Source organism: Butyrivibrio sp. ob235, assembly GCF_900109475.1.
GTDB lineage: Bacteria > Bacillota > Clostridia > Lachnospirales > Lachnospiraceae > Butyrivibrio.
This window is the reverse complement of the sequence record NZ_FOBE01000001.1, coordinates 1-22,544: the sequence shown is the minus strand read 5'-3', so window position 1 is coordinate 22,544 and position 22,544 is coordinate 1. Positions and strand designations below refer to the sequence as shown.

Genomic DNA, 22,544 nt, shown 5'->3' with positions numbered 1-22,544 from the left:
TCTATGAGAAAAAGCAGTTATTGCAATTATGCATCAGTTCACAATTCGATAAAGAATCCTTTATGGCAATTCTGTAAAATCCTTCCTCAAGGCCTTTGAAGTTTGAACAGTCTCTTATCAGAATCCCTTTTGATAATAATTTTTCATATAAATTGTTATCACTTTTGATAAGAAGATAATTTGTATCGGAAGGATATACTCTAATTCCTTTTTCAGAAAAAACTTTTATGAGTTTTTCTCTCTCTTCTTTAATCAGCGCTTTGGATTCTTCTTCGAAGTTTGTATCAAGCAAACTGTTTGTGCAGGCTATCCCTGCCTTCTGTGCGAATATAGACATATTCCACTCAGGCAAACACTGTTTTAGTCTTGAAATGTTTTGTTCGCTCGAAATAGCATATCCGATACGCACTCCGGGAATTGAGAACAGCTTGGTATAAGCGTTAATAATATATAGGTTATCTGATCTATCAAGATATTTTACAGCGCTCGCCGCTCCTGTTGAAAGATGTAAGAAGCATTCATCAACTATCAGATTAGTTTGAGTTTCATTGCATTTTCTTATGATTTTCTCGAGGATGTTTTCGCCGACGCATCTGCCTGTGGGATTATTTGGATTTGCAAGAATTACAGCATCTGTATCATTTGTAATATTCTTTATAAAATCATCCTTGAGCTCAAATTGTTCTTCCGGCTTTAAAAGATATTCGTCTACAATTATCCTACCCGTAGCCTGTCCAGTATTATCATCTTTGCTATTCACGATATTCTCTGAATTATTCTCTGTGCTATTAAGTGCCTTCAAGGCATGTCTGTATCCGTAAAAGCTTGGAATAGGAAGAAGAACTTTCTTAGGCTGCAGCATCTTAATAATTGCAAGTATAAGTTCTGATGCCCCGTTACCACCAATGATCATATCAGGAGAAATATTCAAGTTCCTCGATTCATTATTTGCATTATTCTTTGTGCGGGTTAGGCTGGCTTCCTCTGCAAGATATTTATTCTCTGCTTCTGCCACCTTCTCCCTGAATTCTCTTTGTGTTATATCAGGATATTGATCTACCTGCTTTATAGCATCCACTAAAGACTGTCTTACGGAATCCGGGCAGGGATTTGGATTCAAATTTACCGAGAAGTCATATTTTATTTCTTTGTCGTATATTTCTCCGCCGTGAAGCACTTATTTCTCCTGTTTCATTTTTCAACTTACGTATATTATTTTGAATATACTTTTAAAATAATAATAACGGCCATAAATAAAATCAGCATGACTGCACACAAAACTTCAGTAATATACATCAGTTTACATGCGCGTCTGATATCCCTTCGTTCAATTTCACGAATGGGATCACCAATGAAAGGCTTTTTTACTAGCTTTCCAAAATAATAGGCGTCACCGGCGAGCTGTACTCCCAGTGCACCGGCGCAGACACTTTCTGCCTGAGCTGAATTGGGGCTCTTGTGATTGTACCTGTCTCTTCTGAAAATTCTAAATGCCCGCTTTCCTGAATATATGCCGGGCTCGATGAAAACCGAAGCAATAAATGTTGAAGCTATCATTAGAACAGCGCAAATTCTTGCAGGAATGAAATTCAAAACATCATCTGTTTTGGCTGCAGCTTTTCCAAAGTACTCATATTTGTCGTTATGATAACCTACCATTGAGTCCATTGTGTTAACAGCTTTATAGAAAAAACCAAGGACAGGTCCGCCAATAAAGGTATAGATAAGCGGAGCGATGACCCCATCCGAAGCGTTCTCTGCAACAGTCTCAACGGCAGCTCTGATAACTCCGGGTTCATCAAGATTCTTGGTATCTCTTCCTACAATCATTGAAACTGCGTATCGTGCATCCTCTATAGTTCCGTCTTGCAATGCTTCAGACACCTTAAGGCTTTCGACCTTAAGACTTTTTGCCGCAAGAATATAACAGGTGAGTATGGCTTCTACTATCAAGCCAAGATATATGCTGATAAAATAAGACGCAAACATTATGGTTCCTGTGATTAAAACTGTAGCAAATGTAACGCATATAACAAGAAGGATTCCTCCACTAAATTCAGCACTATATTTTCTCTTCTCAGCATCTCTAAGGTGAGCTTTACTTTCTAAGCCATTATTTTCGTGATTTCTCTGCGCAGGATTAAGTTTATGATCCAGAAAACCGATAAATCTTCCGATTAGTCTGATGGGATGCGGAAAGTTCATGGGATCACCGATTATCCTGTCAAGAACTGCGCCTAGAATAAAAGCGATGATATGCGCAAGTATTATGCTTTTTATATCCAATGAAAAATTCATTAATCAATCAGCTCCAAATCGAAAAAATTGCCAGTGCTACTGTAAGCAGACACTCCCCTGTTACTACAAAATATCCGGAAGTATCTCCGGTTATTCCTCCGAAAGTTTTGTCGCAAACTCTTTTGTAATAAAAAGTATAGAGTAAAATTACTGCAGTACAAATCGGTGCTGCTATTGTCTTTATGAACCCCATCAAAAGAATTGCTGCCAAACTCTCAAATATAAGGAAGATGAAATCTCCATTTCCTGCTCTCCCTGATTCCATATTCAGCATGCTGTCCTTTTTTGCATTTTGAATTTTGACGCAGGTAATGCCGCAAATCCCACGTACAAAAGCAAAAACAATTGCATAGATATATACCGTTTTGTAGCAACCCGTCTGCAGAGCTCTGTAAACAACATAATAAAGTGAACATATCCAGATGAGTCCAAGTCCTACAAGACTGATAACAGCGAAGGCTCCGATATGAGGGTCCTTCATTATCTCAAGTTTCTTTTCCTTCGACTGATATGACTTTATCACATCCTGGACATCCATGAATCCATCCAGATGAAATCCGCCGGTAACAAGAATTGGGATCAAAGTCAAAATAAGAGTTATGACCATACATGGCAATTCAAATAATATGCTAAGTCTTGCCACTGCGTAGCATATTCCACCAATCACCGCTCCGACAAGCGGCAGAAATGTTATCACATGCTCCATGTCCTTTTCATTCCAGGTAAACATAGGCATAGGGATTCTGGAATACATTGAAAATGCAATTATTATACTTTTAAAAATGCTCAATTATGTGTCCACCTTTCGTCTAGAAATTCGTAGACTTCATCCGCATATTTTTTCAGGTCATTGTTAACCAAATCTATTAGGCGCGTATACCTCTTTGTATCTTCATCATAGCCTTCGCCTTCAAGAGAAAAACTGTTGGATACGATGACCAGATTCTTTACACTTTTTCCAAAAGCTTTTACGGACTGCGTTATGTATTTTACAAACTCATCATCTGAAAGCTTACTATTATCATCTGAGTGCATCTCATTTCCAACAAGGTTTGACATGCATTCAAGCAGGCAGGTGTCCTGCGATTGAGGATGGATGCCACTCATGTTTTCAGTTTTGGTGCTGTTATCAGAATACACAGAAAAATCCTCTATCAGGCTTTGAATTTTCACCGGGCATTCAATGGTTTCAAAGCCCTTTCCTGCACGGAGTTTTCTGTGCTTTTCAACACGCTTTTTCCCTTCTTCTCCGAATGGAATCATGGTCGCTATATAAATTTTTCGCCCATCACCGGCCAGTCTGACAGCAATCTCTTCTGCTTTAGATGATTTGCCGCTGTCGGGAATTCCTAAAACAAATACAATCATATTCAAAACCTTTTATATTCGTCTATCTCATAATCGCTAAACTTGGCAGCTTTTTTATAAAAATCAAAAACCATATCGATAAGCGGAAACAGCATAAGTGCACCGGTGCCTTCACCAAGGGCCATATTTCCTTCGATGTAGGGCCTTAGTCCAAGTTCTTGAAGAGCCAGTAAGCATCCTGATTCTCTTCCGGCATGTGATGCAATCATGTAATCTTTCACACCGGGAATCAGTCTCTCAGCAATAAGTGCTGCGGTCGCACTGATTAGTCCATCAATAACAATAGGTATATGGTAGATAGCGCCTCCGATAAAAGTTCCTGTCAAAGCCGCTATATCAAGTCCGCCAAGGGTTCTTAATATTTCTAAAACACTATGCTTGCCTGTATCATCATCTCTTTCCAATTCTCCAAAATTGTTCCTATCTGGATATTTATTTATAGCAGTCTTTATTACCTGCCTTTTTCTGGAGAGCCCGTCATCATCAAGCCCTGCTCCTCTGCCGGTAACTGTATCACTATCAATCTGTAGTAGACATGCCAAAACTGCAGCTGAAGTTGTAGTATTTCCGATTCCCATTTCTCCGGTAGAAATAATACCATATCCCTTCTCCGAAAGTTCCTTCACAAGGTTGATCCCGCAGTCTATCGCCCTTAAGGTCTCCTCCAAAGTCATCGCCGGTTCTTTTAAAAAGTTACGAGTACCTTTTGAAACCTTCATGTCTCGGACACCGGGTATCTTTTCTTCGCAGTCAATTCCGACATCCACAGGGATGATATCTACACCCGCGTGTCCCGCAAGTGTACATGCAGAACTAATTCCGCTTCCAAGCGCCTTTGCTACAGATAATGTTATATCCTTTGAACTCTGAGATATTCCTTCCTCAACTATGCCGTTATCTGCGCAGTAAATAACCGCAGCACGCTTTGATATCACAGGTGTTTCCTTCTCCTGTATCGCAGCAATGCGGCATATAAGTTCTTCGAAATCACCAAGGCCATCAAGAGGTTTTGAGATATGGTCCCAGGAGGACTTAACGGAGTTGTAGATGGCTGCGGATGGCTTATTTATTTTTATATTTATAATATCTTTTTGCATTCTCATTAAGATCCCCTCATCCGTCTGCTGCGCAGACACCTTCCCCCAGTGGGGGAAGGCTATATGTCCTCCAAGGGGATAGTTTTTAATATAGGAATTTCCTTATAAAGTCTTTGCAGGAAGGATAGTAAAGGTGCGCGAATCCTGCAAAAACGTTGTTCATTGTCTGGTAGCCTTTCCATGAACGGGTTCCGGAAGGCTTTACGATGTCGCAGATATCTCCGTTATCAGTCGTATCATAATAATGATATTCATGACCGCGAACTGTACTTCCCACTTCAAGATAGGGATTGGCGCTTACAGCAGATACGTTCACATATCCAAAATGCGTTAGCTTACCTGTCATGTATGCTTCTCCGGGAAGGACATCTGCCATTTCAAAATTGTTACCATCAAGGTCTCTTAGACTGCTTTTCAGGTACAAAAACCCGCCGCATTCAGCAAGTATAGGCATTCCGGAAATTGCAGCTTTTTTTATACTCTCTTTCATGGATCTGTTTTCTGAGAGTTCTTTTGCATACAATTCAGGATAGCCTCCTCCGAGGATCAATCTTGAAACCTTAGGGAGTTCCTTATCATGAATAGGTGAAAAGGACACAATCTCAGCCCCCATCTCTCGGAGGAGATCAAAGTTGTCTTCATAGTAAAAACAAAAGGCTTCATCCATTGCGACGCCGACTCTGATAGGTGTATATGGTTTAGTCCCGTAATTCTCCTCAGCACTAATTTTCAAATCTTCAGCTTCCCGCGATATTTTTATAAAAGAATCAAAGTCAAACCGCTCTTCAAGCGCATCACAGACACGGTATATCTGAGAGAGTATCCCAGGAATCTCTGAAGGCATCACAAGTCCAAGATATCTGCTTCCTATTTCTATATCCTTCAGATCAGGAAGGTGTCCTATAACAGGTACACCGGTTTCCCGCAGAATCAACTCGGAAATCTCATCGCATAAATGATCAGAAATATTGTTAAGAAATAAGCCTTTTATATTATTTGAGCTAATTCCAATATTGCTATCTCCGGCTACATCATTTAAACAATAATCACAAAATCCCTTAACCATCGGAAGAATCGATCTGCTCATGCCCTTGCAGTCAACCACCAGAATCGCAGGAGTACCGGTAATTCTGCTGATGTCGTAAGATGATCCCTTCGCCGAGGTTGCACTCATTCCATCAAAATAGCCCATTACCCCTTCGATAATACCGATGTCATGTCCTTCCGAACCTTTGCGAAGTGCTCTGATTATCCCTTCTTCCTCCATGAGAAAAAGATCTATGTTTCTGGAAGGAATACCAAGCACGGTTTTATGAAACATGGGATCGATATAGTCCGGACCGCATTTAAAGGATGCGGGTTTATAACCTTTTCTTTCAAGCAGCCTTAAAATCGCGCAGGTAATCAGAGTCTTACCGCTTCCGCTTTTAGGCGCACTTATAAGAATTCTTGGAAGATCTAAGTCATAGCTCATCAGCTTCTCTCCTTTTGGAGCGTAATAATATACACAGGATTAATTGCATCAGACAGATGATAGTTCCCTGCCTTCTTAAACCTTGTAACTTGTACCTGAATAATGTCCGCACTTATATCCCGGACACGCCCCTTTAACTCCTCAAGTATTTGAATTACTTCCGAAAAGGTTTCCAAAGTTACACAGTTTATTACAATTCTGGCATACTCATTTTTCTCAAAAACAGCATCCAGAATCTCTCTCATGTTGCCGCTGCTTCCGCCTATAAATGCATGCGTCGGAGCAGGAAGTTCTGTTAATGCCAAAGGCGCTTCACCCTTTACTATTTCCATATTTGAAAGCGCAAATTTCTCTTTATTTTCTTTTAAAAGAGAAACCGCCTCATCCTTTTTCTCTATGGAATAAACTTTTATCCCCGGTGCTGTCAAAGCTGCTTCAAGCGATATCGAACCTGTCCCCGCCCCGACATCATAAAGGATTGCTTTTTTTGTAAGTGCCAGCTTTCTCATCGAAAGAGCTCTTATCTCCTCCTTCGTCATCGGTACTTTCCCCCGAATAATCTCATCATCGGAAAGTCCTTTTATGACCGAAGAATTATCTGCATTTTTATCAAAAATATAAAGAAGGCATTTACCCTTTTCCAGGCCGGTTAGAGAGTTTAAATCAGTCTCATCAAAAATCTCAATAATTTTTTCGTTCTCTGTTCCAAGCTCATAGCCTATCTTTATGACATATCTGTTCCGGCTATTATCTCCCCAAAGAAAAGCCTCATTAAGGATTTCTCTGCATATTTCAGCTGCATGTTCTACTCCGGAAGGCAAAATAATAAGTTCCTCTTCCCCTCGAATTGTTCCAAGGACATTGCACTCGCGGCCATGAGCGCTGACTATTCTGACATTCTCAAGGTGCAGTCCAAGCTTCTTAGCAAAAAGAGTTACAGAGGATATTCCCACTATGCGATGAAGATCGTAGCCATGTTCAGCAAAAAATTCAGTCGATGAAGAAGCTCCGCTGCAAAGACTTATGTCACCTGAATAAGCCACGACCGGACATTTGAATTCAGGATGAGCCTTCAGATATTCGTGTATTTCCTCCCCTCTGTAAACAGGGACTTTAGGGCAATCATTTTTCTCAAGCCTTGAAATTACTGTCTTTGCACCAAAAATGATGTCTGCATTTTCTAGTGCATCTTTTAATTCAAGAGTAAAATACCTTGCATCACCGGGTCCCACTCCGGCAAGAACTATTGTCTTTTTATTTAACGAACTACTTTCAGTCAAAGCATACTGAGCTTTTAAATTAGGATTTTCAATTCCTATAATCCGGCTTATTTCACTGATGATTCCCTCAAGGTCGTAGCAATCTCCCGCTTCATACTTACTTTCAGGATTCTTTATTACAACAGCCTTTATATTGCATTCCGCTGCAGCTTCAAGCTTTTCATCAAGGCCGCCAGTCTTCCCGCTTTCCTTCGTAAGTATTACCGAGGCATGCACTTCTTCAAAAAGAGCTTTGTTCATAGTTTTTGAAAAAGGTCCCTGCATCGCAATTATCTGTTTGCCCGAAAGTCCGGCTGCCGTGCACTTGGAGATACTATCCTCATTTGGAAGGACTCTCGCATATATTCGTGCAGTATCGTCTATACTTTCGCAGATCTTATTTAATTCCTTACTACCGGTCAAAAGAAGTATATTACCTTTTTCCTCTCGCAGTACTTCAAGTGCTTTATCAAGAGAATCCACATATAAAATATTTGCCGATCCGGATGCATTTGTTCCGGTATTTCTCGAAAGTCTCAAATATGTAACCCCTGCATTTTCGCAGGCTTTTTTAATCTCTCCTGAAGCAATCGTAGCAAAGGGATGTGTCGCATCCACAACAATATTATAGGAATCTTTTGCAATGAGCTTCTCAATATCCTCTGCATTTTTCCTTCCCACAAGAAGACTGTCCTCACCGTTTTCACGCAGTATCTCTTCTCCATACTGCGTTGCAACGCTGACGGCATGAGGGATATCCTCGCTTCGCAAATAATTCGACAGTTCTCTTCCTTCTGTAGTTCCGCCAAATAAAAGTATCTTATCCTTCACTCTTATATCCTCTTGAAGTTACCATCAAATCTTCTATCTTCTTCGTCGTTGAGTTACCTATAAAAACTGTTGAAAACATATCCGCATCTGCAGATTTAAGTTCTGATATCGTCATTACTTTTTTCATTTCACCATCCCGGCCAATGTTTTTCACTATGCCGCAAATCCTGTCAGGCTCCACAGTCTCAAGCAAAATATCGCAGGCATGAGATAAATATCCGCTCCGGCTCTTACTCTCCGGATTGTATAAAACAATTACCATATCGGCCTGAGCAGCAGATCTTAGCCTTTTTTCTATAAGTTCCATAGGTGTTAGCCTGTCACTTAAGCTGATAAGACAAAAGTCATGAATAAGCGGTGCTCCAAGGAGCGCAGCACCGCTAAGAGCTGCCGTTACTCCGGGAATAACCTCAAGTGATACATCACTAAACTCTAAGGACATGGAGACAGCAAGTCCTGCCATACCGTAGACGCCCGCATCTCCGCTGCATATAAGTGTAGCCTTACAACCCTCATCCGCTTTTTCAAGAGCCATACGTACGCGCTTTTCCTCAGTCATCATTGGCGTGCTTATGTATTCTTTGTCAGGGAAATGAGGCCGCACGAGATCGCAATATACCGTATATCCGATTATGCAGTCGCACTCCGCCAAAGCCCGCGTAGCCCTTATCGTCATATCTTCATAACTGCCGGGGCCAATCCCGACAATCTTTAATTCCTTAGTCATTCAGGTAATTCTCCCATATAATCCAAAAATGTATCCATTATGCCGAGGGCAAGCGTCATACCGTCTCTGGCTGTCTTTTTAAGAATCAGCCTCTTACAGCCGTAGGCCATAACCGCGCGCTCGCAGACATTATCCGCACCTGTCACTTCAAGCGCAAACTCAGATGATGAAAAATCTCCCTGCTGTTCCATCAATTCAGTCGAAGAATACGTTATGAAAGGTATTGCAAGATTTTCCGATAGTTCCACCAGACCCGGTTCATCCTTCTTTATATCTATTGAACATATCGCTTTTATAGCTCTGATATCTATGTTTTCCGTTTCAAGCATGCTCATTAAAAACGCGCTAAGTTCATCGGAAGATTTTCCTTTCCTGCATCCAATCCCCGCAGCGATGCATTTGGGAATCAATATGAGTGGTTCTTTATTATCACCGGAATTTTCTGCTGCTTTTTGAGGAGATATGAAAAACTGTGGACTTTCAGTTTCCCTTGTAAATTTGATATTCTCAGGAATTCCGTTCACATGTATTTCATCTTCGAACCTTTCATCAATGCTGTAAAAAGCTTTTCCTAATCTAAGAAAATCTGCCGTAAACCCCTTTGCCATCTTTATATCACTTATGGCCATGCCGTTCTTAGTAGCAAAGACGTCCACGGAAAACTCTCCCCTAAGGTCAGAGGCTGTGGTTATAACCGCCTTCGCTCCGATAAGCTCCGCAAGCTTTCTTGACGCATCAACTGCCCCTCCGATATGTCCTGATAATATCGGAATTACGTACTTGCCCTGTTCATCAATCACGATGACTCCAGGATCCTTAGTCTTATCATCTACGAATGGCGCAATAGCCCTCACAGCAATGCCGACTGCCCCGATATATACAAGGATATTTCCTTTCCGAAAAAAACTTTTTGTCCATTCGCCAAGGCTTGATTCCTTGTTAATCCGCCCTTCTTTTGCATCAGCGCTCGATAGCTTTTCTGCAATTTCCTGCATGAGTCTTTTTCCGGCATCGGTAAAACATATGAATTTATATTCAGAAACCTCAATGCTTTCCATACATTTTTTCCTTGAGTTTTTTTATTACAGCGCCGTAGTTTTCTCTCTTATGAGGAAACGTACAATTTTTACAGTTCTTAGCGCCCTTATCGGTATAGGTGAATTCTCCGCCGCAATCCTCCATGTCATATAAAGGGCAATAGCAAAACATACAGTTGAAATCCTTTTCATCAAGATCATGACATGGATAATACTCGCACTCTTTGTTTATGAAATAACTCGAATGACGTACAGTATTATCTTCAGCCTCATTGCCCGACAGTGTACATTCGAGCTGCATTTTTACTGACTTATACATCTCATCCGTAAGTCCGTAAAGTTCCTTTAGTGACCCGCTTTCAAGCACCTCTGTCGGTGTGGAACACTCCACACCCCCATCGCTTTTAACCATAAGGATTCTGTCTGATATCTGCAGTGCAAGCTGCGGTTCATGGAGTGACATTATTATTGTTGTTCCTTGCTCCGAAAGTCCTTCAAGTACATTCATCAGCTCCATCTTATGCTTTATATCAAGATAAGAAGTCGGTTCATCCATGATGAGATACTCCGGCTCCTGACATATTGCTCTTGCTATAAGTGCCCTTTGTTTCTGACCGTCGCTTAATGCGTTGTAATACTTTTCTTTAAGGCCATCAATTTTCATTAACGTCATTGATTTATCAGCAGCCGAATAATCCGTATCACTATATAGACCGAAACTGTCGCTGTAGGGAAGCCTTCCGGATAAAACCACATCTCTGCAGGTCATATGTTCCGGCTTTATTCTATCTGTGGTTACAATAGACATTTTCCTCGAAAGTTCTTTTAATGGAATCCTGTCAATTGCATCCTCACCAATAAAAACACTTCCACCGAGGAGCTTTATCTGGCCCGATATACTCTTTAACAGAGTTGACTTTCCGCCTCCGTTAGGACCTATCAGCGAAATGATCTCTCCTTTTTCAAACCCGGTATTAAGGTCTTTCACTATTATATTTTTATGATATCCCGCTTTCAGGTTTTCAATTTTCATGATTTCTATGTCTCCTGATTATCATAAAAATAACTATTGGCGCTCCGAAAAGTGAAGTAACCGCAGAAATGTTGAGCTCTGTTGGCGCGAATATTCTTCTTGCCAATAAGTCACTTAATAGGCAAAAGATCGATCCCGACAAGAACGATGCAGGTATCAGAACTATTGGTTTTGACGACTTCAAGGACTCTCTCATCAAAAACGGAACAGCGATTCCGATAAACGAAACGGGCCCCGCAAAAGCTGTAACGCATGCCGACAATATGCTTGATAAGAGGATTATCACCACCCTGCAAAGTCTTACATTGACTCCCACACTTCTTGCATAATTCTCGCCAAGCCTGAAGGCATCAAGACTTTTCGAAAGCAGCATTACAAAAAACATGGATATACCAACTATTACAAGGCAGTATATTGCACCGTTCATGTTTGCTCCGGAAAAGCTTCCCTGCGACCAGCTGTGAAGATTTACGATATCCGAATCATCCGCAAAGGCAATGAGAAAATCTGTAATCGCGCTGCAGATATATCCGATCATTATGCCGGCAGCAAGTAGCGATGCCATGTTCTTTACATTTCTCGATATCAGAATAATAAAACCGGTAGCTATGAGAGCCCCGGCAAATGCCGCAATTACAAGAAGCAGTGAGGATGTCTTTCCTGTGTTTCCTACTATAAAAATAAGAAACAGTGCAACCGTCATCTTGGCGCCTGAGGAGATTCCGAGAATATAAGGACCCGCAATCGGATTTGAAAAATACGTCTGCAAAAGGAACCCAGAAACTGCCAGACCGCCTCCCAGAATCATCGTCATAAGTGCTCTTGGAAGTCTGATATCCATTATTATGTTTTTGCTTTTTTCATCACCGCTTCCGGTAAAAATAATTTGTGCGATAGTTCGTAAGTCTACGTGAACATTTCCTACACAAAGATTTACCAGAAAAGCTGCAAGTACAAGAATAAATAAAATCACAAATACTGCAGCAATACGGCTGCTTGTCCTTTTATGCATCTATGCCCTTTCGATACTCTGTCGAAAAATCCGCAGCATATAATCTGGACTTTTCGTAGCCCGACTGCGCAACTGATTTTCCTACAATAATAAGTGCTGTCTTTCTTATTCCATGTTCGTTCATCTTATCCGGCAGTTCCTTAAGCGAACATGTGAATTTATCTTCATCCTCCCAGGTTGCCTTATAGACGACGCCGCAGGGAGTGTCGTTTGAAACTCCGCTTTTTATAAGTCTTTCCTGCAGTCTTCCTGCATCACCTGAGGATAGGAAAAATACCATTGTTGCACCGTGCTTTGAGAGTTCCTCAATAGATTCCTTCTCAGGTACCGGTGTCCTGCCATCCATCCTCGTTATGATCACACTCTGGGTAATTCCGGGAAGTGTATATTCCATATTAAGGGCTGCTGCAGCACCGCAAAAAGAGCTGACACCCGGAGTAACATCATAATCAATATGAAGCTTTTCAAGTTCATCCATCTGTTCTCTGATTGCGCCGTAAAGAGATGGATCACCGGTGTGTAGCCTGATGACATCTTTGTGATTTTTTTCAGCATTTTTGAAAAGTTCTATAACTTCTTCAAGATTCAATTTGCTGCTGTCATGTATCTCGCAGCCTTCCTTCGTATAGTTTAAAAGCTGCGGGTTCACAAGTGATCCGGCATAAATAATTACGTCGGCTTCCTCTATAAGTTTTTTACCCCGAAGGGTTATAAGATCCGGTGCTCCCGGGCCTGCGCCTACAAAATGAACCATGTTACCTCCAAGCTGTTGTATGAATCCCCTCATCCGGCACTTCGTGCCACCTGTCTTCGCTCCGCTTCGGTCCGCGCTGAACCGACGGTCTACGTTCCACTCCGGTCGTTGCTAAGCACTCGTCCCCCGGACGAGTAGCAACCCCGGACGTCGAGCGCCCCCAGAGGGAAGGCATTATATATTCCCAAAGGGGAAGGCATATATTAAATCTTTAAAATTATCTGTTTGGACAAGCTCCGTGTTTTCGTTTGAAAAGACGATCACCTCAACCTGGATTCTGTTATCAGCCCAGGCTTCCATGTTCTCTTTTATTCTTCCAGCCATCTCGGGAAATACTTTGTCTGCTATACCGGCCTGAGTAATGATCCTTACTGCTTCATCGGTCATGACACACTCTGAAAGTTCTTTATCGAGGTTCATGTATTTCCTTGAAATATCAGCAAGTATCTCCATCCTGTGGTCGCCGTACTTTGAATGAGTATTTTTAATTCCTCCTGCGACCTTTACAAGTTTACCGATATGGCCTGCAAATATAAGCTTTTCAAAGCCTTCATCAAGAGCAATGCGAACTGTATCATAAACAAAGTTGGAACTCATTACGGGAAGAGACTTATCAATTCCGTACTTTTCTTCAAGAAACGAAAGTCCGTAATTTCCCGGAGCTGCAAGCAATATAGGATATCCTTCTGCTTTTCTTACCCTTGTTTCAACCTTGATGGTTTCTATAATTGCATCATCACTCATAGGCTCCACTATTCCCGTGGTGCCAAGAATTGATATTCCGCCGGTTATTCCCAGCTTAGGATTGAAGGTTTTCTGAGCGAGCTCAGCACCTTTAGGAACCCTTATTATTACAGATAGTCCTGTATCTTTAAGTCCGTATTCTTCCAGGGTACTTTCCAGATTTTCTCTAATCATTTTCCTTGGTACGGAATTTATTGCAGCCTCGCCGATTTTTTGATCAAGCCCCGGTTTTGTAACTCTTCCTACTCCTTCGCCGCCGTCGATAGTTATTCCTGCTTCGCCTGTAAGAGACACTTTTGAATAAATAAGCGCTCCCGTTGTAACATCAGGGTCATCTCCGCCATCCTTTACAACGGCGCAGGATACGCTTTTTTCAGATCTTTTTATATCAAGTATTTCTGCGGTATAGATCGGGCCCTTGGGTGTCCTTATACTTACATTATTTATTTCTTTGTTTGTGAGAAGCATAATGAGGGCTGCCTTAGAGGCCGCGGCAGCGCAGCTTCCGGTGGTGAATCCGCATCTTAAATTTTTTCCGGCTTTTTCTATGTATAGGTCAGGCATATTCCCCTCATCCGGCACTTCGTGCCACCTTGTCTACCCCTCATCCGGCACTTCGTGCCACCTTGTCTACGCTCCGCTTCGGTCCGCGCTGAACCGACGTCCCCCGGACGTCGAGCGCCCCCAAGGGAAAGGCTGTAACTATTCTTTGCCTTCCCCCTCTGGGGGAAGGTGGCGCGTAGCGCCGGATGAGGGAAAGGCTTTAATTTATGTTATATAAAATGGAGTTGCAGATTGCGGCGGCGACGCCACTGCCTCCCTTCCTTCCTCTGTTAACAATAAATGGAACATTAGAGTTTATAATAAGTTCCTTGGCTTCAACAACATTAACAAAGCCTACCGGAACGCCTATTATCAGTTCCGGTCTGAAATTTGCTGTTTCATCATTCATTAGCTCCCACAGCTTAACAAGGGCCGTTGGAGCGTTGCCAATCGCAAATATCAAAGGCGCGTCTATCTTCGCTGCCTTTTCCATACTTACATAGGCTCTGGTAACCTGTCTTTGTTTTGCTTCAATAGCCACCTCTTCGTCAGCCATAAAGCAGTGAACTTCACCGCCATATTTTGCAAGAGTCTTCTTGCTTATTCCGGACAGCGCCATGTTTGTATCAGTGACAATATGCGCACCTCTCCTTATGGCGTCCTTTGCCTTTTCAATAACATTATCAGAAAACATTAGGGTATTGGCATACTCAAAATCTGCGGTAGTATGAATCACCCTAATTATCGTAGGTTCTAACTCCTCCGGAAGAGTTCTTCCCGCTTCTTCAAGTTCACTTTTTATTATTCTGAAACTCTCCTTCTCAATGTCGGAAGGAAGTATATGTTTTATATTCATTATCTGTTTATCCCGATTGCATTATATATAAGCTTCCAGTCAAGGCTTTCTCTCAAAACATCGGCAAGCCTGTTTAGTTCCCTGTTCTGTCTGACATCAGCGGGTTCAATATTTGGAACCCTAGCGGCAATTCCTTTTTTCTCATATAGAATCTCAAGAATTTTTCCAGTAAATTCAGGTGTATCAAAAACTCCGTGGATGTAGGTTCCAAGCGCATTTTTTCCTGTAATTACCGGAATATTCTCATCTATTACAGGGCTGTTTTCATCTGCGTAATTCGAGGCAGAAGCATCCATAAAGCTCTCACCCATATGAATCTCATATCCGGAAATATCTGTTTCTGAAAGTCTTTCAAATATTCCGCTTAGTTTTCCTATTTTAGATTTAGTCTGCCTTAAAGTTTTGTCTTTTTTGAATTCAGTGAAAATCGGAAGAAGTCCAAGTCCTTCCTCATCGCCTCCTCCTTCTTCACCTGAGATGTCCCTGACGCATTTTCCAAGCATCTGAAATCCACCGCAAATTCCGATTATCGGAGCGCCATCGTTGTGCTTTTCAATAATCTTATTTGCAAGGCCAGACTCTTTTAACCATCTAAGATCAGCCAATGTATTTTTCGTTCCGGGTATGATCACAAGGTCACAGTCATCAATATCCTCCGGAGAATTTGCATATATAAGACTTACTTCCGGCAGGCCTTCAAACACTGAGAAATCTGTGTAATTACTTATAAAAGGAAGCCTTATCACGCAGATACATATCCTGCTCTCGTCATCACTCTTTCTTTTCGAGATTTTAAGTCTCACCGAGACGCTGTCTTCCTCATCTAGATCAAGCGGGACAAACGGAACTATTCCTGCAAACGGAATGTCGCAGTATTTAGAAAACATGGTTAGCCCCGGCTCCAATAGTGAAACATCACCTCTGAATTTGTTTATTATCAGCCCTTTAATTCTGCTCTGTTCCTCGGGTGGCATAAGCTGCACTGTTCCAAGGAGCTGGGCAAAAACGCCACCGGGATCAATATTTCCTGCAAGCAAAACCGGGGCATCAAGAATCTGGGCAAGTCCCATATTAACAATGTCGTTTTCTCTTAGATTTATCTCAACAGGACTTCCCGCTCCTTCAATAACTATTATGTCATTTTCAGAGGATAGTTTCTCGTATGCCGCCTTTATATCAGGAATAAACTGTGTTTTTTTTCGGAAATACTCTGCCGCCTTCATGTTTCCATAGGGAACTCCGTTCACAATTATCTGAGAGGTTGTATCCCCCATGGGTTTAAGTAATATGGGATTCATATCCGCAGAAGGACTCTTGCAAGACGCTGCAGCCTGAAGAGCCTGGGCTCTTCCTATTTCCTTACCGTCAATCGTAACGAAGGAATTAAGGGCCATATTCTGCGATTTAAAAGGCGCAACGCTAAAGCCATCCTGATATAAAACTCTCAGGATTCCTGCTGTAAGTATGCTTTTTCCTGCTCCGGACATCGTGCCCTGGATCATTAGGTTCTTGGCCATGCTACCCCTCGTTTAGTTAAGTTTATGGAAGAATTCCGTGTCGGTTTCTTGATTCGTTATAATTTTATTTAAGTTGTCGATTATAGTGCCGGTTTTGTCGGCATATTGGTACAAGGATTTATCTGTGTAGAATACAGTTCCATCATTAAAAGCTTTGAAACTTGCAAAGGTTGGATCTGTATCCATGAGGCTTTGCAGTGACTGCGGAACCTCTTCTATGGAGGTGTTATAAATAAGAATGTCAGCGTTTTCAGCATAAGCATAAAAGCTTTCAGTACTTATTGTTACCTGGGAATTTGCCTTTTCGTCATCCTCACTGCTTGGCGATAGATACTTTCCTCCGGCTATCTCTACCATTTTTGAAAAATAGTCATTCTTTTTCCTTGTGACAATCTGATGGTTGGAATTAACCGAAAAGATTACCACCGTTTTTTCGGTGTTCTCAAATTCGTTTAAGGCCTCTACAAGTTTTTTCTGCTCTTCAAAAGCATCCAATGCTTCCTTCTCTTTTCCCGCGATGAGTCCGTAAACCTTCACCCACTCGCACCGTCCGAGAGGATCATTCTCATAGCTCGACCTATCTATGAAAACCGGTATACCAAGCTGTTCTATCTTTTCCTGAGCCTTCGGAACATGAAGTATCATTGTGTTTTCAATAGCAAGATTGATGTCATCAGCTACCATTCGTTCATAATCCGGTGCGCTGTATTTGCCACCATAGATAAGAGTTCCTTCATCCATGGCTTTTCTGGCGGATTCAATGTACCAGTCATCCTTATCTATTCCTGAAAGGTAAATGTCCTGCACAGAAGAAACTGCGTCAAACTGGCACATAACTCCTGAAGCTGCAAGATATATTCTGTCCATAGGTTTTTTTAAGATAATTACATCATCACCTACATCCTCAGAATAATCCTTATCCTCCGGAACTATAAGATAGTTTCTGCCATCATCGACACTTATTACAGCGAAGTCATCACTGTATCTGTGAATTGCAAAATTCTTCGCATAGCTGTTTTCATCAGTAGATATGTAATCCGGTCCGTTCAATTCAGGATCCTTACTGATATTATTGCCACCAACGCTCCCGTTTGATGCTTCGATTTCGTTCTTCCCATCTGAAGCATCATCTAATGACTCATTCTGCTTCGTAATAGAGAATCTGATTACATAATCAATAAGATGGGGCTTGCTCATTGCCACGGTATCCGCCTGAATCTGCATGTCCTTTTCAAGAACCACTGGAATTATAAACTCAGAATTCCCTTCAGTATTAACCGGATAATAAGTCTTGCCATTCACTATCATGTAATCATAATTGCTACTACTCCAGGTGATATCCGCGGTCGCTTTTCCTCCGTTAACTGTAATCCTACACGGACTATCAATGTGCGCCTTTCCGCTGCCTCCCGATAAAGTAACGGATGCGGTATATTCCCCATCGGAAATACTACCGCATCCTGCCATAATTACCGCGATCAGCAGGAACAGCATTGTATATTTAACTAATGAAATAAATTCCCGCTGCTTTTTCATAAAAGATTATTTAACCACCGCTCCTGTATGCTCGACGTAAATACTCTGAACATCTGCAATACCACCAAGTCCTGCAATCTGACAATCAATGCCCTCAAAAGAGCCGTCTGCTTCGAAGCTGCTCTTCCATGAATCCTCGTCATCACCTGCCATGTCATTATTTGCATGATCACCTGCAACAACCATAAGAGGACGAAGAATTACCTTCTTGTAACCATTTTCCTTAACCTTATTAATAACTTCTGTTAATGCAGTCTCTTCAGGCTCACCTTCAACAGTTCCAATGAACACATTCTCATAGCCAAGTTTATCCATCTGTGTCTGCATCTGGCTATAAGTAACCTTAGCTGTATGTGATGTGCCATGTCCCATAAATACAAAGGCTGTACCATCTTCTTTTGCTGCATCAAGGCTGTCAAAGCCGGCTGTCTTCACAGCTTCTGAAGTAATAGCCTTAGCTACGGCTTCTTTATCTTCATTTATCTCGGTTGCATCTTTTCCTACTTCGCCAAGAAGAGGCTCAGCAATAGCAACCGATTCGAATTTATCCTTATAGGATTCAACCACCTCGGTGAGCTCATCATACTCGGCGCCATGCATAAGATGTGTAGGCTGTACTACGAGATTTTTAACTCCGTTGTCTACAGCTCTCTGCATAGCCTGTTCCATGTTATCAATCTTTTCGCCGTCCCTTGCGTTAACGTGGTTGATGATGATCTGTGCTGTGAAGGCACGTCTTACTGACCAGTCGGGATATGCCTTTGCCAGTGCTTTTTCTATACCACCGATGTCCTCAGCTCTGCTGTCATTGAAGGAGGTTCCGAAGCTGACAACTAACAGCTCATTCTCGCCGATATCATCACCATTGAGCGGATCGTCCTTGGAAGCATCGCCTGTATCTCTTCCGAAGTAATCGGGATCAGCGTCTTCACCCTCTACCATTTCCTTCTGCTCATCAGTAAGGGCATCCCACGCTTTCTTAGCTTCCTCGCAAAGAGAGTCTGTCTCCTCACTCCAAGTCTGTACATATATTGAATCAATAAGCTCTGCTACTTTGTCTGCCGCCACTTTGTCGTCTCCTGCTTCTGCATCTTCACTCTGAACATCAGATACTGTTACCTCATGGTCATACCACTTACCCTTTGTTCCAATGAGTGCAAGCTGGAAGGGCTCATCAATTGCAGGAACGGGTACGTCAAAACCGTAAACCTCTTCTGTTGTTCCATCTTCGTAGGTAACGCTGTCTGTTGTGGGCTCAAGAAGAACTGCTCCATCCTTTTGTGCATCCTCAGCTGTTCCGGGGAACAGATTAACAATGTTCTGAGAAGGAAGTGTGATATGAATTGTCATCTCACCGTTTTCTACCTTGAGTGTCCCTCTATCATCAAGTGCTTCATTAATATGGAACATAGAACCGTCTGTTGTAAACTTAGCGCTGTAAGTTCCATCTTCAAGAGCACTGTCAGAAGACTCTCCTACTTCCTCTTTTACTTCTTCAAGTGCTTCCTCTGCTGCTTCCTGCACTTCTTCAGCAGCTTCTGTAGCCGCTTCCTGTACTTCATCTGAAGCTTCTGCAGCTGCCTCATTTACAGCTTCCTCACCTGCACTTGCAACTTCGTTTACTGCTTCCTCTGTTTCCTTGGAATCGCAGCCTGCCATAGCAGATGCGACCATCATTGCAGCCATTATGACTGCGAGTGTTCTTTTTTTCATAATTGTTCTCCTTTACAATTAAAAAGTCCTCACCGAAGCGAGGACTAATTTGCGCACAAAATATAAGCAAATGCATTGCATTTACCTACAGGCTTCGTACGGTCAATTCCTCGTGACCTGATATGAAATAATATCGTTCATATCCTTGTACGACGACAGGCAGGTCTCCCGGCTGATTGATTCCACAGTTGTTATCTATTAACTGATAAGATTTTCGCTGCTGCGCTTTTTCTGCCTTCCCGGATCACTCCAGTGACATATTAGAAAAAGCTCTCAAAACACGGTGACGAGATCGTGCGGGATTCACACCCGCTTCCCTTTTCACTTGCGCAGCCTAACGCCCGCAAGCACCTTCCGTCTTATTCAATTTACATTCACATATAATAGCACACTTATATGATCTGCTCAAACACTAATACAATGGGGGACCTCCAAAAATTGTACCTGGTCCCCCGTTTATAATAAATCCCTCTATTCTGCTATTTTTATTTACTAGCTCTTACATCTTGTCACAGACTATCAGTTTTCCTTGAAGTAGCTGATTGTCTTTGTAAGATCATCTGCAAGAGACTGAAGCTGTTCAGCTGATTCATTAATAACCGTAAATGTAGCATTCAGTTCCTGCATGGAAGCATTGGTTTCCTGTGTTGATGCTGCATTTTCTTCTGATATAGCTGACAGATCCGCAATTATCTCAATCAGCTGATCCTTTGCAGAAGTAAGCTGCTTAGCAAGCTCTGCTATGTTGTCTGCGCTGGTTGATACATTAACCACGTTGGATGCCATGGTCTGCATGTTTTCTTTTGTTGTTTCAAGCTGCTCTGACTGCTGTCCAAAATTCTCATTCAGCTTCTGCATTACAAGAACTGATGCTTCTGAATCCGCAACGAGCTGATCAACAATCTTCTTGATCTCATCAGCGCTCTTACTGGACTGCTCCGCAAGCTGTCCGATCTCTGTTGCAACAACCGCGAAGCCTTTTCCTGCCTCACCTGCTCTTGCTGCCTCGATTGAAGCATTAAGTGAAAGAAGGTTGGTCTGTGAAGCAATACTTGTAATAGCTTCGGAGAAAGTAGATATTGATTTAGCCGATTCATTCGTAGAATCGATTGTCTCACCGATCTCCTTAACTGATGTCTGCACCTCTGAGCTTGATCTGATCAGATTATCGAGAGCCTCCATCGCCTGGTCGCAGGCACCCTTCATCTCGGTTGCATAGCCATCAAGCTGCTCAACGTTATTTGCAATATTCTCAATATCGTTTCCGATATTCTGTGTATTGTTTGCTGCATTTTCAATGCTGTCTGCCTGGCTTACAGCACCCTTTGCAATCTCGTCAACCGCAGTACTTACAAGTCCTGAAGCTTCGGTTGCCTGTCCTGCTGAAGTAGAAAGCTCGCTTCCTTCACGTTTCAGCTCATTAGACATTTTTACTGTCGTTCTGATGACGTCTCCGAGCTTAGTACTGAGTGTCTGAGCTCCATCTGCAAGAATACCAAGTTCATCCTTCCTGGCAATAGATTCCTTGTCAATATCAAGATTAATTTGTCCCTGTGAGAGTTTATCAAGTTCTGCCGCAATCCCCTGCATCTTTGCAGATATTTTGTTTGCAATAACAAATCCTGTAATTGCAAGAATTAATACTATAAGAATAGTAATGATAGAAAGAAGAAGTATTACATTTGTTATAGCAGATGTAATATCATCACTTTCTCTTCCGGAAAAGACCATACCGATAATAGAACCATCAGTATTTTTCATGGCTACGTAATAGCCCATGTATTTCTTGCCTTCTATTGTGAGGTTATCGGCATAGTAATCACTCCCACCTTTTAATGTAGTACTAATAACAGCATCCGATGCCTTCGTGCCTACAAGACGTTCATTGGTTCCGGATTTCAATATTGTCGTTATTACACGTGTATCACCATAGAAAATGGTATAGTCTATACCTGTCATTCCATGAAGTTCATCCATCAAATCCTGGTATTCATCAAATACCTCTGTCCCGCCTTTTGTCAAAACTTCATTATCATAGGCCCAGTCACCATCCCAGACACTGTTCATCTCACTTGCAAGATGCTTAGTAGTTGCCTTTAATTCTTCTTCTGCAAGTTTTTTATAAGCTTTATTTATCTCAAAACCACTGATAAGGTTCAGTATAAGACCAATGCCTATAAATGAGCCAACAGCAATATAGATAAGCTTATATATTAATTTCTTTTTACGGGTAACGGGTGCTTGATTTACATTTGACATAGAAAAAGTCCCCCTCTCCAGACAAACGAAAAACCGAAAGAAAATTCTCTTATTAAATCTTATAATAGCGTACAAATTTATACAATATTATGTAAGCCCATATTATGCGGTTTAATAATGTTTTAAGAATTTGAAAAGAAGTTTTTTATAATAAAAAAGTGCCTACGGCACCTCAACTCCCCTGCCCCTCAATCATGAGGGGTGGGGGTTGTTTTTTGCCTCAACTCATTCATAATGATTTTTATGAAACGAAACATACTACAAAATCTGTTCCGCGATCATTACGAAGAAATTCAATATACTCTTCACCCCCGCAAAACTGAAATTGAAAACATCGATAAGATGCTCAATTGCGGAGATCCTGCCTATGGCGGCGCCATGTACGGCTGCCCTGATTGTGGTACTCTCAAATTCATTCCCTTTCGTTGTCATTCAAGATTCTGTCCTACATGTGGTGCCATGTATTCACAGAAACGTGCTCAGGCT

General features: G+C 41.8%; 19 protein-coding genes and 1 riboswitch. Of the genes, 1 reads left to right on the top strand and 18 read right to left on the bottom strand.

The genetic code is table 11. The features are described 5' to 3' along the window. Position 1 precedes the first annotated feature (1 nt). The 18 genes from BMW61_RS00095 to BMW61_RS00010 all read right to left on the bottom strand — a co-directional run bounded on the left by BMW61_RS00095 (position 2) and on the right by BMW61_RS00010 (position 22,058). A complete protein-coding gene (locus BMW61_RS00095; protein ID WP_091819347.1) occupies positions 2–1,177 on the bottom strand; it encodes a pyridoxal phosphate-dependent aminotransferase in 1,176 nt (391 codons plus the stop codon). Positions 1,178–1,212: 35 nt separating this feature from the next. Continuing rightward, entirely contained in the window at positions 1,213–2,298 is a 1,086-nt protein-coding gene (gene cbiB / locus BMW61_RS00090; protein WP_242876562.1) for an adenosylcobinamide-phosphate synthase CbiB, read from the bottom strand. A 7-nt stretch (positions 2,299–2,305) separates the two neighbouring features. Next, on the bottom strand, positions 2,306–3,088 hold the full coding sequence (locus BMW61_RS00085; RefSeq protein ID WP_091819346.1) for an adenosylcobinamide-GDP ribazoletransferase: 783 nt from the start codon (positions 3,086–3,088) through the stop codon (positions 2,306–2,308). Further along, positions 3,085–3,666, bottom strand: coding sequence for a bifunctional adenosylcobinamide kinase/adenosylcobinamide-phosphate guanylyltransferase (locus BMW61_RS00080; protein WP_091819345.1), 582 nt, complete (start codon positions 3,664–3,666; stop codon positions 3,085–3,087). The genes BMW61_RS00085 and BMW61_RS00080 overlap by 4 nt, the downstream gene beginning before the upstream one ends. Positions 3,667–3,668: 2 nt before the next feature. Further along, positions 3,669–4,769, bottom strand: a complete 1,101-nt coding sequence (locus tag BMW61_RS00075) for a nicotinate-nucleotide--dimethylbenzimidazole phosphoribosyltransferase (protein ID WP_091819344.1) — start codon at positions 4,767–4,769, stop codon at positions 3,669–3,671. A 79-nt stretch (positions 4,770–4,848) separates the two neighbouring features. Next, positions 4,849–6,237: a cobyrinate a,c-diamide synthase gene (locus BMW61_RS00070; protein ID WP_091819343.1), complete on the bottom strand. Its 1,389-nt coding sequence runs from the start codon at positions 6,235–6,237 to the stop codon at positions 4,849–4,851. Then, the gene (gene cobK, locus BMW61_RS00065; protein WP_091819342.1) at positions 6,237–8,327 is read right to left on the bottom strand and encodes a precorrin-6A reductase; all 2,091 of its coding nucleotides are present in this window, start codon (positions 8,325–8,327) and stop codon (positions 6,237–6,239) included. Before cobK ends, BMW61_RS00070 begins: the two co-directional genes overlap by 1 nt. After that, the gene (cobJ, locus tag BMW61_RS00060; RefSeq protein WP_022759770.1) at positions 8,317–9,054 is read right to left on the bottom strand and encodes a precorrin-3B C(17)-methyltransferase; all 738 of its coding nucleotides are present in this window, start codon (positions 9,052–9,054) and stop codon (positions 8,317–8,319) included. Before cobJ ends, cobK begins: the two co-directional genes overlap by 11 nt. After that, on the bottom strand, positions 9,051–10,112 hold the full coding sequence (locus BMW61_RS00055) for a cobalt-precorrin 5A hydrolase (protein ID WP_091819341.1): 1,062 nt from the start codon (positions 10,110–10,112) through the stop codon (positions 9,051–9,053). The genes cobJ and BMW61_RS00055 overlap by 4 nt, the downstream gene beginning before the upstream one ends. Then, complete coding sequence (locus BMW61_RS00050) at positions 10,099–11,124, bottom strand: ATP-binding cassette domain-containing protein (RefSeq protein WP_091819340.1); 1,026 nt, start codon at positions 11,122–11,124, stop codon at positions 10,099–10,101. The genes BMW61_RS00055 and BMW61_RS00050 overlap by 14 nt, the downstream gene beginning before the upstream one ends. Continuing rightward, the gene (locus BMW61_RS00045) at positions 11,114–12,136 is read right to left on the bottom strand and encodes a FecCD family ABC transporter permease (RefSeq protein ID WP_091819339.1); all 1,023 of its coding nucleotides are present in this window, start codon (positions 12,134–12,136) and stop codon (positions 11,114–11,116) included. The genes BMW61_RS00050 and BMW61_RS00045 overlap by 11 nt, the downstream gene beginning before the upstream one ends. Beyond that, positions 12,129–12,890 carry a precorrin-4 C(11)-methyltransferase gene (gene cobM, locus BMW61_RS00040; protein WP_091819338.1) on the bottom strand — a complete coding sequence of 254 codons (762 nt, stop codon included), beginning with the start codon at positions 12,888–12,890 and terminating at the stop codon, positions 12,129–12,131. The genes BMW61_RS00045 and cobM overlap by 8 nt, the downstream gene beginning before the upstream one ends. 174 nt (positions 12,891–13,064) lie before the next feature. After that, the gene (gene cbiD, locus BMW61_RS00035; RefSeq protein ID WP_091819337.1) at positions 13,065–14,198 is read right to left on the bottom strand and encodes a cobalt-precorrin-5B (C(1))-methyltransferase CbiD; all 1,134 of its coding nucleotides are present in this window, start codon (positions 14,196–14,198) and stop codon (positions 13,065–13,067) included. 199 nt (positions 14,199–14,397) lie between these two features. Further along, positions 14,398–15,033 carry a precorrin-8X methylmutase gene (locus BMW61_RS00030; RefSeq protein WP_091819336.1) on the bottom strand — a complete coding sequence of 212 codons (636 nt, stop codon included), beginning with the start codon at positions 15,031–15,033 and terminating at the stop codon, positions 14,398–14,400. Continuing rightward, the gene (locus BMW61_RS00025) at positions 15,033–16,550 is read right to left on the bottom strand and encodes a cobyric acid synthase (RefSeq protein WP_091819335.1); all 1,518 of its coding nucleotides are present in this window, start codon (positions 16,548–16,550) and stop codon (positions 15,033–15,035) included. The genes BMW61_RS00030 and BMW61_RS00025 overlap by 1 nt, the downstream gene beginning before the upstream one ends. Before the next feature lie 12 nt (positions 16,551–16,562). Next, complete coding sequence (locus BMW61_RS00020) at positions 16,563–18,086, bottom strand: ABC transporter substrate-binding protein (protein WP_091819334.1); 1,524 nt, start codon at positions 18,084–18,086, stop codon at positions 16,563–16,565. A 6-nt stretch (positions 18,087–18,092) separates the two neighbouring features. Continuing rightward, positions 18,093–19,238 carry a sirohydrochlorin cobaltochelatase gene (locus BMW61_RS00015; protein WP_242876581.1) on the bottom strand — a complete coding sequence of 382 codons (1,146 nt, stop codon included), beginning with the start codon at positions 19,236–19,238 and terminating at the stop codon, positions 18,093–18,095. A gap of 702 nt (positions 19,239–19,940) precedes the next feature. Beyond that, a riboswitch (cobalamin riboswitch) is annotated at positions 19,941–20,169 on the bottom strand. Between the two features lie 149 nt (positions 20,170–20,318). Then, entirely contained in the window at positions 20,319–22,058 is a 1,740-nt protein-coding gene (locus BMW61_RS00010) for a methyl-accepting chemotaxis protein (protein WP_044958430.1), read from the bottom strand. Between the two features lie 243 nt (positions 22,059–22,301). Here BMW61_RS00010 and BMW61_RS00005 point away from each other — a divergent pair. Then, the coding region (locus BMW61_RS00005) for a transposase zinc-binding domain-containing protein (RefSeq protein WP_175475050.1) at positions 22,302–22,544 on the top strand (243 nt) is incomplete at its 3' end.